Origin of the sequence: Microcoleus sp. Pol14D4, from assembly GCF_036701245.1 — a bacterium.
Taxonomy (GTDB): Bacteria; Cyanobacteriota; Cyanobacteriia; order Cyanobacteriales; family Microcoleaceae; genus Microcoleus.
On sequence record NZ_JAUBQM010000072.1, the window covers coordinates 23,594 to 35,663 of the forward strand.

Annotated in this window: 10 protein-coding genes; 7 read left to right on the top strand and 3 right to left on the bottom strand. The window is 47.6% G+C overall.

All coding sequences use genetic code 11. The features are described from left to right. Positions 1-3,179: cadherin-like domain-containing protein (locus QUA33_RS21595; protein ID WP_333151033.1), on the bottom strand; the 3,179-nt coding region annotated here is incomplete at its 3' end. Between the two features lie 1,418 nt (positions 3,180-4,597). On the opposite strand from QUA33_RS21595, the gene QUA33_RS21600 reads away from it, so the two are divergent. The 5 genes from QUA33_RS21600 to QUA33_RS21620 all read left to right on the top strand — a co-directional run bounded on the left by QUA33_RS21600 (position 4,598) and on the right by QUA33_RS21620 (position 9,142). After that, the gene (locus QUA33_RS21600; protein ID WP_333095699.1) at positions 4,598-4,852 is read left to right on the top strand and encodes a hypothetical protein; all 255 of its coding nucleotides are present in this window, start codon (positions 4,598-4,600) and stop codon (positions 4,850-4,852) included. Positions 4,853-4,856: 4 nt separating this feature from the next. Then, complete coding sequence (locus QUA33_RS21605) at positions 4,857-6,557, top strand: CHAT domain-containing protein (protein ID WP_333151035.1); 1,701 nt, start codon at positions 4,857-4,859, stop codon at positions 6,555-6,557. 18 nt (positions 6,558-6,575) lie between these two features. Beyond that, a complete protein-coding gene (locus QUA33_RS21610) occupies positions 6,576-6,728 on the top strand; it encodes a hypothetical protein (RefSeq protein ID WP_333095696.1) in 153 nt (50 codons plus the stop codon). Between the two features lie 1,445 nt (positions 6,729-8,173). Then, the gene (locus QUA33_RS21615) at positions 8,174-8,584 is read left to right on the top strand and encodes an AbrB family transcriptional regulator (protein ID WP_172184952.1); all 411 of its coding nucleotides are present in this window, start codon (positions 8,174-8,176) and stop codon (positions 8,582-8,584) included. Positions 8,585-8,626: 42 nt separating this feature from the next. Next, positions 8,627-9,142, top strand: a complete 516-nt coding sequence (locus tag QUA33_RS21620; protein WP_333151037.1) for a RecX family transcriptional regulator — start codon at positions 8,627-8,629, stop codon at positions 9,140-9,142. A 101-nt stretch (positions 9,143-9,243) separates the two neighbouring features. Here the strand turns inward: QUA33_RS21620 and QUA33_RS21625 are convergent, their stop codons facing one another. Continuing rightward, positions 9,244-9,759 (bottom strand): DUF4385 domain-containing protein, encoded by a 516-nt coding sequence (locus QUA33_RS21625; protein WP_333095692.1) that lies wholly within the window; start codon positions 9,757-9,759, stop codon positions 9,244-9,246. Continuing rightward, positions 9,756-10,181, bottom strand: a complete 426-nt coding sequence (locus QUA33_RS21630) for a DoxX family protein (RefSeq protein WP_333095691.1) — start codon at positions 10,179-10,181, stop codon at positions 9,756-9,758. The genes QUA33_RS21625 and QUA33_RS21630 overlap by 4 nt, the downstream gene beginning before the upstream one ends. Before the next feature lie 331 nt (positions 10,182-10,512). Between QUA33_RS21630 and QUA33_RS21635 the strand changes: the two genes are divergently transcribed. Both QUA33_RS21635 and QUA33_RS21640 read left to right on the top strand, forming a co-directional pair. After that, positions 10,513-10,788 carry a hypothetical protein gene (locus QUA33_RS21635; RefSeq protein ID WP_333095690.1) on the top strand — a complete coding sequence of 92 codons (276 nt, stop codon included), beginning with the start codon at positions 10,513-10,515 and terminating at the stop codon, positions 10,786-10,788. 282 nt (positions 10,789-11,070) lie between these two features. Beyond that, positions 11,071-11,562 (top strand): DUF4168 domain-containing protein, encoded by a 492-nt coding sequence (locus QUA33_RS21640; RefSeq protein ID WP_333095689.1) that lies wholly within the window; start codon positions 11,071-11,073, stop codon positions 11,560-11,562. Positions 11,563-12,070 lie beyond the last annotated feature (508 nt).

Genomic DNA, 12,070 nt, shown 5'->3' on the forward strand with positions numbered 1-12,070 from the left:
AACTCTTTGCCAGTAATGTCAGGATTTGAACCACTTACAGCGTCAAAGTTAGTCGTAGTCAAATTACCGAAAGCGCTCGCGCTGAACTCGAATTTGTCTACCCCAACAGTAAAGTCGGAAATTTTATCGCCGCCTTCTTTAGTTGTCCTGTAAACAAACAGATCCGCACCACTGCCGCCGCTTATGACATCCAAACCAAGGCCGCCGGTGATGGTATCGTTGCCGTCGCCACCGAGGATGGTATCGTTAAAATTGCTGCCGACAATCTTGTCATCGCCTGCTAAACCATCGAACTTAACAGCAGCCGGATAAGTGCCGAAATCGAAATTGTCAGGACCGGCAGTACCGACAGGAACATTTAGTGGCTCGCCGATGAAGACAAAGTTACTAACTTGCAGGCGAATGTTGACTGAGAAACTGGTCACAATTTCAAAGCGCGCCCCAACATTAAATACCAGTACAGCACGGCCGGTCTCGGCATCTATAAACTGACAGAAAGTAGGCGCGTCTGAGTTGCCACCCAAAGCTCTAAACCGCGCTTGCAAAGACGCGATGCTGTTAACAGTGGTATCCAGGCTGAAATCGAGCAAGTTAGCGCTGCCGATCGACCCAACAGCAGTAGTAGCAGTAATATCCAGTCGGGTCAAGCTAGAAACGCTGAGATTACCAAAAGCTGCCGTAGAAAGCTGTAAAACATCGTCATCGACATTAAAGTCAGTAATAAAGTCAGCTTCTACAACTGTTTGAATCTCTTGGCGGGAAGTGAGGTAAATAAAGGTATCTTTCCCATTACCCCCACTCAGATTATTGGTTCCTAGACCGCCTTCGATCGAGTCATCGCCCTCATTTCCGATTAATGTGTCATTGCCACTACCGCCGATGATTTTGTCTATGCCGAGGCCACCGTCGATCGAGTCATCGTCATCGCCGCCGTCGATATCGTCATCATCATCGCCGCCTTTAACTTTGTCCTTGCCCAAGCCTCCTTTTAGTGTGTTTTTGCCTTTACCACCGTCGATATCGTCATCGTCATCGCCGCCGTCGATATCATCATCATCATCGCCGGCTTTAACTTTGTCGTTGCCTTTGCCTGCTTTGATTTTGTTTTTGCCTTTACCGACTTCGATATCGTCATCGTCATCGCCGCTGTCGATATCGTTATCGCCATCGCCTGCTTTAATTTTGTCCTTGCCTTTGCCACCGATGATTTTGTCTTTGCCTTTGCCGGCTGTAATGTCATCGTCACCGTCGCTGCCTTCGATGTCGTTATCGAGCGTCCCAGAACCGACAATAACTTGACCTTCTGTAGTGCCAGCAAACTTAAAGACATTTCGCTCGACGTTCAAGCTAAAACGCTGGCCGGTGAGAGATCTTTTGCCGTTGCTAACTTCAAAACCAAAACTAAGCGCACCGATAAAACCTACTGCCGCTTTGAAACTTAACGACCCTGCGTTAACGTCTGCTTGAGTGAAGGTAAAACCGACTTGTGTTACGGCGACTCCCTTAAAGAATAGTTGGCCGGTTGTAGCATCGGGCAGCTCGGTTAGCTTGAAGACTGTGTTGCTAGGACCTTGCTCGTCATCGACAAACCGCAACAACTCAGAAGTAATAGTTCGCTCGCCGCCGCTGGAACCAGCAGTCAAGGGCTGATTAGCTTCCACTCGCGGAGGGTTAGAAATCGGGTTCGGAGTTGGAGTTGGAGTTGGAGTTGGAGTTGGAGTTTGAGGATTAACTCCCAAAAAGTCGCCAGCCGTGATCAGCGTTGCGTTGACATTCAACAATAGCGCCAGCGCGAAGTTATTGACCCGAATTTCGGTATTGCCACCGACTTGTATAAAGGTCAAGCTGCTAAAGTTCAAGTCCCCAAACAGCAGAAACTTGTCGCTGCCGTCCTCGAAGTCAGTGATGACTGCACTTGCCCCAGAGGTACTGTTACTCACGACATAAACGTCATTTCCAGCACCGCCGACACAGGTATGGTTGCCAGTACCGCCCATCAGCGTATCGTTGCCGTTGCCGCCCATCAGCGTATCGTTGCCGTTGCCGCCGCCGCTAACGCTGTCGTCGCCCTCGCCACCGTCTGCCATGTCATTGCCGTCGCCAGTCACGAGGGTATCGTCGCCGCCACCGCCGAGCACGGTATCGTCGCCGTCGCCGCCGCTAACGCTGTCGTCGCCGTCGTCGCCTGCACAGTTGTCGCTGCCGGCACCGCCGATCACGGTATCGTCGCCGATGCCGCCGCTAACGCTGTCGTCGCCGTCGTCGCCTGCACAGTTGTCGCTGCCGGCACCGCCGAGTACGGTATCGTCGCCGATGCCGCCGCTAACGCTGTCGTCGCCGTCGTCGCCTGCACAGTTGTCGCTGCCGGCACCGCCGATCACGGTATCGTTATCTTTGCCACCGTTAACGGTATCGTTGCCGTCGCCCCCGCTAACGTTGTCCTTGCCTGTGTCGCCCCTGACGGCATCGTTGCCTTCGCCGCCCCCGCAATCGTCGTTGCCTTTGCCGCCATAGACGGTATCGTTGCCGGCGCCGCCGTCAACCTTATCATCTCCTTCGTTGCCGTGGACCCAGTCATCGCCGTCATCGCCTTCGCAGGTGTCGTTGCCGGTACCGCCCATCACGGTATCGTTATCTTTACCGCCGTTAAGCTTGTCGTTGCCTTTGCCGCCCTTAACGTTGTCTTTATCCCGATCGCCCTTTATTTCATCGTCGTCATCGCCGCCCTCACAATCATCGTCATCTTTACCGCCGTAGATTTTATATTTTTTGCCACGGTTTGCTTTGATTTTGTCCTTGCCTTTCTTGCCGAATATCTCCTCGGTATTCTCCGTGGCGACAATTTCGTCATCGTCATCGCTGCCGATGACGGTTCGGCGGCGATCGATGCCGTTGCCATCATCCTTGCCCGCACCTTCTTCGGGTATGTCGTTAAATTGAGCTATTGAGCTGTTATCCGTAGCACCTGTTTTGGATGCACCGTTAGACTGATCCGGAAATAAGGCGTTAATGTCGGCGGTGTTTTCGGTGAGCGCTACCTGAATTAACTTGGCTAAGTCCGGAGCGGAATTTGGAGGGCTGTTTTTGCCTAAATCCCCCACAGGATTTTGTGTTTCATTTTGAGCGGGAAAAAGTGTTCCCTGTCCTTCTTCTAACAACGTTGTTACGTCTGGTTCCATTGTGGATATTTCCCCAAAAATGGTAAGCTTCTTAGAATCAATTTATCAGCAAACAGGAGGCAGCAGAAGATTTTTTTTAACTTCATGCTTTCGCCTGCTAGAGGAGCTGGTTTCCTCATCTTTACTCTTATAGATGCCACTTAAACGGCAAGGTTTTTTTTCGCTCTGTTGCGAGTTTTATATTCTGCAATTGCGTACCAAAATTAATTGATCCGCAACCTACACTGTAAAGGCTACGCCGAAACTTCGAGAATTTAAGATGTTCTCGGTAATTTCTACAGTAAGCTGCGCCGAAGGGCCCCTGATTGTAGATTTTCTACGTAATTTCTACAGTAAATTAGCTGAATTTAAACTCGCAACTGACAACTCCTAAATAACTACCCAAAACTTGTATCCCCCAAATTTTACCCTTGCTTTTTTTCCGATCTCGGCTGGGTGTATTGAAGTTTTGTAACACTCCCAGCTTTAACAAATCCTTCCCTGACTTAGGATTTGAATCTCTTGACTAAACGACTGCACGTTTCTAATTTTAGTTCCCGATGAGTAATTAGAAATTTAGATAATTAGGCAGGGCAAATATTTGTTCTAATTTTTAGTTGCACAATTTTCTCTCGATTCGAGGAAATCTCGCGAACTGAGAAAAATTTTTTTTTCAGCTCAATACTAAGAGTTCTGCTAAAATATATCTATCTAAAGACATATTGCAAAATATAGTAAAAAGTAGTATATGCGAATGATGCGTTTTTGGTGATAGTTGCAAGCTCGATCGGCATTTTCAGCGGGAATGACCCACGGCGAGGCTGCCAAACCCGGTTGCTTCGTAGAGGCTTCGCTACCATATCGAATAATTCTCCGAGGAACCGGCCTGATGAGGCTTAATCCTGTAGGTGCCAAAAATGATGCTTGCTTGAGAGTACCGGAATAATTTAATTGCCGTTGTATTGTTGAGAGTTCTTGGCTGCTTACGTTTATTTTTGCTGCTTAACTTTAACTAAATTAAGAGAGTTAAATTAAAACTTTTCTATATCATAAAAGCGGTAAATTAGCAATCAGTTATTAGCAATTATCGATGGTCCACTATCGATTACCGATCGCCACTGAGGTCTTAAGGATGAGGGCGGAGGGCTTACGGATGAGAACCCAGGGCTGACCAATTAATTAATTGACACAAAATCAAGATTACACATGGGGGGCTGGTGGTAGAGGATAAGCGGTAAAGAGAGATCGACCGATCGCCAAAAAAAATAAAATACTCAACTTTCCCTGCGATATTGCCCTGAAACCGGTTGGCGAGACCCGAAGTAATTTTAATAAGAACTAGAGATCCGCCTGGTAAAGTGCCTCCAATTTTACTTTACTCAGCAATGAGAAACTCATGTTCACGGCGAATCTAAAGGGGTCTGCGGTAGAGGTGCAAAATGTTAAAGATAGCAAGATTGGAGAAAATTCGGCTTTCACCGAGCCACAGGGCAATCAAAACTAATAAACTGTTATTAAAGTACAACTTTTATATCCTCAAAGTGTTTGAACAAATATATATCACCCCAGCGATCGCCCGATCGGGGGAAGCGCATTCAGAAACTTTGATTGGAAGAGTAAAAATTATTTTGCCGATCGCTATTGCTAGCCGCAAAAACGCAGGCAAATTCAGAATTAAGGCGGGAGGGCGCTAAATCGGTGAGCCAGGAATTTCAACTCTCAGTCACCCCTGTTGGGGACGACGAATATCTAGTCAGGACAGAAAGGGTTGCACCCGGTGTACCCTTAGCCGAACAACAAGTCCGCTGGCCGATCGACGAATGGCTTGCACTATCTGCTCAACTGATGAACGACCCGCTGGTGGGCTTGCTCCAGGGAAAAGCAGTACAGGGAACCAATTTTGCTGGTCGCGGCCTCTCCCGTTCGGGAAACAACTCAGCGCCGAATTTAGTAGCCCTGGGGCAACAATTATACAGCGGGCTGTTTCAAGGAAACTTGCGCGATAGCTGGACTTGCGCTCAAGGCATCGCCCAGCACCGCCGAGAAGTGCTGCAACTGCGACTCGGACTCAAAGGCCGGCGCTTGCCGCGACTGCCGTGGGAAGTTCTGCACGCCGGCGATCGCCCTTTGGCAACCGGCACCGATGTCGTGTTTTCTCGCTACCAACCAGGTACAAGTTTGTTCAAACAAACCCGGATAGTGCCTAGTAGCGGGCCACTAAAAATTTTAATGGCGATCGCCTCTCCGAGCGATCGAGACAGCTTGCAGCTCAAGCGAGAAGTGCTCCACCTGCAACAAGAACTCCAAAACCGCAGCGCTAATCCTCTCAAAAACAGCCCGCATTCTCCGGAAATTCAACTGACTATTCTCGAACAGCCCGATCGAGAACAACTTACCCAAGCCCTAGAACAAGGACACTACCAAGTCCTGCACTACGCAGGCCACAGCAACTTAGGTTCCAGAGGTGGCGAACTCTACCTAGTCAGCAGCCGGACCGGCTTAACCGAAACCTTGAGTGGCGACGACTTAGCTGGATTGCTCGTTAACAACGGTATTCAGATGGCCGTGTTCAACTCCTGCCGCGGCGCCTACGGCGACCCCTCAAACCTCGCGGACGACAGCCCGGAACGGAACTTAACCGAAGCTTTAGTGAAGCGGGGCATTCCGGCGGTGCTAGCAATGGCAGAAAGCATCCCCGACGATGTAGCGCTAACTCTGACGCGGTTGTTTTACCGCAACCTCAATCAAGGCTATCCAGTCGATCTCAGCCTGAGCCGGGCCAGAGCTGGGCTAATTTCTGCCTACGGTTCTCACCAGCTATACTGGGCTTTGCCCATTCTCTACCAGCACCCGGACTTTGACGGCTATCTGATCGGTGGCCCAACCCACAGCGCGACATCCGGGTCTCGGATGCAAATAATCGCGTCGGGAACGCAGCCGGCTCTGGCGGGTACAGAATGGAATGCGCCACCTTCACTCTCGGCGATCGCCCAATACCCGCCAATGCCAGCCAATCGATCGCATGAGTCAGAGAGTTCAGACGGCGAAGTCTGGGAATATTTTCCCGACCAATTAAAAGATCGCAGGGATTGGGTTCACCAGAACGATCGAGCCGATGCTACTAATTCACCGAACTCACCGACGGCTTCGGAGTGCTCTATTCCTAATTCTGAGTGTTCGGCGATCCAAGCAACTCGCGCCGCTGCACCGACTCAAAAACCGTTAAAAAAACCGGGGTTGAAAAAATCTGTGGGCCTAATGCTTTGCTTGTTGCCCGTTGCTTTGAGTGCTGGCTTTTTTGGATGGCGGTACTCGCACCAGCGAGGCACGAAACCTGAAGAGTTACTGCCGGCGGTACGGACTCCCCTGTCGCAAAATTACCTGCAACAACGCCACTAAAAGCGGTCGCCCACTGCAATGCCGAATTTAGACCCTTTTGGCCTAGCTCCAAACTGGGTGAGGTTTTTGCTGACCATTCGCGATCGGCTGTCGGTGGAAAAGCGATCGAAAGTATGTTGCTCGATCGAATCTCGGACTTACCTTCATCAAGTCGGTTTTTACCGAAAATAAGCAGCAGCGCAACCAACCATCTAGGAAGAAACCGGGTTTCTCGTCGAGAGAGGAACTCCGGGACTGTTTGATATAATTCGTCAGTCGATTGTAGATTTTCGACTTCGGCTTGAGCCCGGAGTCGAAAGAGTTGAGATTTTAGATTTACTCCACAGATGAATCTGCAAGCTTGAACAAGAGTCTAAAATTTAGATGTCTCCACGACAGGAGTCGGTGGTTTGTATGCGTTTTTGGGCGGGCTGATTCGGCAGCAGGAGCATTCGTCATTCGGCACAAGACAATAAAAGCCATAGTTGCAACAATTAAGAACGTCCTCGCCGTCAGTGCGGTTGGTATATTTCACAATAATTAATTATGGAAGCGGCTGTGAGTTTGACGCGCCCCTCCAGTTGGTGGATAAATTTTGAGAGTCTGGCAGTTTACAGCCCACGAGTGGAAACCAATACATTTCCATCGAAAGTCCATGTCGGGAACCGCTGCTAATTTGTAGTGCATCAAACATTTAAGCAGTTGTGCATTTAACTCGGTCTTTTTCAATTCCCCTGTGGAAATAACCTCAAATTCTCTGGCTTGGGGCCGGAGGAGGAAGATTTTCCCGACTTCCCCCTACATATCTACTGATTCGTGGCGAAGTGTTAAGAGCCGCGAAGCAATCTCGCCCGATCAAAACTATTCCCCTCTTAGTGGCTGCCCGATGTTTCTGCCGCGCCCATTGAGTCTGATTTTAGGTTAAACCCCTTCAACGAAGATGTGAAATTTCCTTCAATTTTTACCGGATTGCCTTCCCTAGACTGCGTTCTGTGGAAGTTATATGCCCAACACCTTAATAGAAGATTGCTCGTTGGTATTTGGGGTTTTGAGGGGATTTCCAGCCCAAAAAGTAGGGTTTATACCATTTTAGATTTTAGATTTTAGATTTTAGATTGAAGAATTGGGAATGACTTATTCCATAAGGGTTTGGAGCTGGCCTACAGTTGGATTCTTTTTGTAAACTGGTTTTGCAAGTAGCTGGCAGCGGCATCGAGAACAAGTGCTGCCTCCCGTTGTTGAGGTAAAAGTTAACCCCGGCAGGTAAATGCTTTCGCCAGATTTGCAGCGGACGCGCTCTAGGTATTTCGATTCATGGCTGTCTTGTTTTTACCTTGACCGCAGACTCGATCGGGGATTGGTGAATGCAGGGAACAGACTTTACTGTAAAAAAGTAAAGCATTTAATTTGCGACAATAATTCCCCCCGCGATCGCTCTGAGGCTTACGCAAGGATTTGGGCCGCAAGCAGCAAATTGATCGCCCTTCGAGCATCCTTACTTGCACCCCCGGTCTTGAGGCTGCAGAAATTTATCCAGAATCTTAAATATTGAGAATTCTTAGTATTGACAGTGAAACAAAGTTAATCTAATGTGTTGTAATTGATATAAGTAAAGTCCAATAAGCGAGGTACGGTCAATGGCAGAAACAGCTACAGCACCCTTAACAGGAAAAGGTCTGCTTCAAAAAATCAAAGGCAGTGATTTGCCGCGCAGAGAACTTGCAAAGCTTTGCGGCTACTTCACTGTCAGCAAAAGTGGAGAAACCCGGATTAATCTGGCTGAGTTTTACGATGCAGTGTTAGCTGCTAAGGGCATTGAGCTAGAGAAGTCGAAAGCAGACGGACGCGGGCGAGAAGCGAGTTATCGAGCTAGCGTTCACAAGAATGGTTCGATCGTGATCGGGGCAAATTATACCCAAGAAATGGGATTAAAGCCGGGAGACGAGTTTGAAATTAAGCTCGGATATAAGCATATTCGCTTGATTCAGATCGATGTGGACAGACCGGATGTGGATGTGGATGATGAAGAGGAGGATACAGAAGAATAGAGGCGATCGTGATGCAGTCAGCCGATAGCAAGGCGACTGGATTTGGCATTCGCTACACGAGTATTTGCGCGCCACCCTTCGATTGAACTGATGAGCTGTCTTGACTATTTCTATTTTCTCTTGTCCCGCAAAGACTACAGTGCCTCTGAACTTCGCAAAAAGGGGCAAGAGAAAGGTTTTGGCAATGAGGAAATATTGGAGGCGATCGCGCAAATTCAAGACCGCGGCTATCAGTCCGACACTCGCTTGGTGGCAAACTCGATCGCCTCTGCAGCAGGCAAATACGGGAAGTCGGCCATCAAGCGCAAGTGCCTGCAAAAAGGAATTACCAACGATTTGTTCGAGCAAGTCTGGGAAGAAGAAATTGCCGAAAATCAGGACTCCGAAGCAGAAAAACGGGCCGAATTAAAAGCCAAAGTAATGCGGAAATACAAGATCGATACTTGGGGTAAAGCAGATCCGAAAACCAAGGGCAAAGTCTTGAATTACCTGCAATACAGGGGCTTTAATGCCTTTGAAATTTGGCGACAGTGGCAAACAGAAGAAGATGACGAGTAAATAGTAGGGCCACGCCAAGAGGTGGGACCCAGATAGGCAAGCACAACTACACTGCTGCCGATGGGGCTAAAGTGTAAGTTCTGAGTTTTTGTAAATGTATGTCAATCCTCAGCGTTGACTAAATAAGATTCGTACATCTGCCGGTGTCTGACTAAAAGCTCGAGATATTTCTCGTTGATTTTAGCCAGCATCCATTTTTCTTGAAAAATGGCGGCGGATTCTGCTTTCACCGGATCTGCTTGTAGGGGCAAAATATCTTTTCGAGCGGCGGTTTGCTCTGCAGCAGACTTCAGCTTCTGAGGGTTTTGCTGGTATTTTCGACCGCTTTTGTGGTTGGCGTAGCGACGCGATCGAGTATACCCCATCTGTAAGAACTTGCGGGCCATGTCTGCTCCCACAAAATCCTCGCGATCGAGATACTCTAAAAACAAGGAGTAAATTTTGCTGCTGGATTCCCTGGCAATTTCAGGAGTCTTAAATCTCCAGAAAGGCAGAATTTCTCCTTTGTAGGGTTCCACCAACAGCACTCCCTGTTCTCCTTTCCCTACGCGATAAAGTTCCGGGTGCTGTCGAAAGTCGATGTTCTTAAAATCCAAAGAGTAGTCGAACTGCTTCATCGGGCATTTTCTGTTCTATCTGGAACTATAGAAGCCCGGGGTTGACCTTCGTCTGGTTTGGTATAAACCCAGGCCCAAGCAATGAGGACAGCTTGAAAAGGCAGCCTGAACCAATACAGTAATTGGTTGTGGGGAATCCCTTCTATGGGAATGTTGTTGACGGCTTGATTGATATTAGCTGGAAACACGGCAATAAACAAGGCAATTAATCCCCATGCCGCTGCCCTGCTGACAGGAGGAACTAACAGCCCAATGCCGCCCAAAATCTCGAAAAAACCGCTGATATAAACTAAGGCTTCTGGGTAAGGAAGCTGGGGTGGCACGATTCGTATAAAAGGTGCGGGTACTGCAAAGTGCAGCACGCCTACAATACTGATAGCTACTGCGAGAATAACTCGCCAAATTTCTTTTTGACTTTTCATGGGTAATCGGTAATTAATAATTGTTAAATTGCTGCGATAATGCTTGCCAAAATTCGCTATCTGCGATCGAGAGGGCCATAAAACTGAGAGCCAAAAATTCCAGCTTTGCGTGTTTGTCTACTCTTGCTGGTGGCTGTAACGATTTTATTGGGTAGAAAAACCAGGTTTCTGGATAAGTCTCAGACAAATTTTCACAGCCCCAAACTGGAGGAAGCCAGAAGTGGAATCGAAGGTATGCCCGTTGACTGCCAAAAACAGATAGCGCGCATTTTGATAACAAGATTTTAATGTCTAGTTCCCTGCTGCAGTCTCTATCTTCGGGTAGTAAAACATGATTTTTGTTCCGCCTCTGGCTCCGTCAGCAGCCAAACCAGCCGGAGATTTTCTCGATCGACAAATCCACCACCGCTTAAGATTAAATAAATCTTCGCCCAAATTGATGAGTGCGATTGCTGCTAAATTTGACCTAGCCTTCCAGGCGCTTCCCTACCCTACGGGAACCCCTACTGGGAAGGGGAACCCCTGTGGGAAGATACCTTTGCTAGCGCGTACCTTGATGAGACTAATTAAGGCGAGTAATTTGTCAATAACTTTTATAATTATTTAATATTTGCGCTTTGAGAATTCTTGGAAGAGGCTATTGAGGAACGCTATGTAATTAAACTTACTATCTAAAGTTTGAATTTTGTCAACTTCCGACAGATGTTATAATGAATGAAATTATTGAATTTGCTAAAAAGTCGATCCTCGTAGCAACTCCCCAACCATCCTGGTGGAATTCAAAATAGTCACCAATGGCAGGAACTTTTTAGCAACCAGATTATTCAAAAAGATTGAGCCTCCCAGCGCTGTGTCATTTTTATTTACACGCAATCAATCACCGACGACCATGAACACCTCAATAAACACCTCTAAATTTGGCATCAACCGGATGCTGCGACAATCGCTGTTGCTTGGCATCTTTTCTGCAGCAGCTTTAGCTAGCGGATGGGCGCCCGGTTTGTACGCACAATCCCCAAACCTCGTTTTCGGAGCTGCAGCCCAAGCTCAAGAGATTAGCAGCGAGGAAATTACTAGCTACGCTCGCGCTGTGTTGGCAATAGAACCCAGACGGGTGGAAGCTTTTAACGAAATTAAAGGAATGGCTGGGGGATCGGTTCCCAGAGTAGTGTGCAACGAAAAGCAGGAAATTAATAGGTTGTCTGGAAGTGTTCGCGGCATCGCGGTGAATTACTGCCAACAAGCTAAAAAAGTTATCGAAACCAATGGTTTGACAGTTAGTCGCTTCAACCAGCTCACTTTGCTCCAGCAAGCGAATCCGGCAGTCAAACAGCGAATTCAAGCCGAGCTCCTGCGACTGCAACAAGCTGGCAATCAATAAGCTTGAGGGTTTGAGTCTTTCTTCCTCTCCCGTTCTATTAGACTTCTCCATAAAAGCTTGTTCAGGGCAGGCATGATACCTAACCGCTACCTCCCCCCAACAATATAATATTGGAGATTTAAATTGTTCGAGTTCCTAGACGGTAGGCTAAATTTTTTGAAAAAAAAGCGATCGTCTGCGATTAAGTGCTTGACAAAATAACATAAATTTGGTAGTAAAGCCAGAACGGGAGCGGCCAGAGAGATGAATATTTTTCAACTTGCTGTAAATTGGAATGAGATATTCCGATCGCCAACACGATTAAGACTTTTTTAATTTCTCAAACATGAGCTGAAAATTGGAACTTCAGTCTTCCTTATTCCTTCGGCTATAAAAAACATATTCCTCAAAAATTCTTCAAAACTAGAGGTCAAGTGAATTGCTCTGAGGAATAAGCTGTTGTGCATTTAAAACGCATATTGGTATAATATAACATAATGATATTCAGAAAAAGTAAATGCCTGCTAAA

Coding starts and splice junctions, on each gene's coding strand:
- QUA33_RS21640 (WP_333095689.1), top strand. CDS start 11,071: ATGAACACCTCAATAAACACCTCTAAATTTGGCATCAACCGGATGCTG.
- QUA33_RS21625 (WP_333095692.1), bottom strand. CDS start 9,759: ATGAAGCAGTTCGACTACTCTTTGGATTTTAAGAACATCGACTTTCGA.
- QUA33_RS21610 (WP_333095696.1), top strand. CDS start 6,576: ATGCCGAATTTAGACCCTTTTGGCCTAGCTCCAAACTGGGTGAGGTTT.
- QUA33_RS21630 (WP_333095691.1), bottom strand. CDS start 10,181: ATGAAAAGTCAAAAAGAAATTTGGCGAGTTATTCTCGCAGTAGCTATC.
- QUA33_RS21600 (WP_333095699.1), top strand. CDS start 4,598: ATGTTAAAGATAGCAAGATTGGAGAAAATTCGGCTTTCACCGAGCCAC.
- QUA33_RS21635 (WP_333095690.1), top strand. CDS start 10,513: ATGATTTTTGTTCCGCCTCTGGCTCCGTCAGCAGCCAAACCAGCCGGA.
- QUA33_RS21615 (WP_172184952.1), top strand. CDS start 8,174: ATGGCAGAAACAGCTACAGCACCCTTAACAGGAAAAGGTCTGCTTCAA.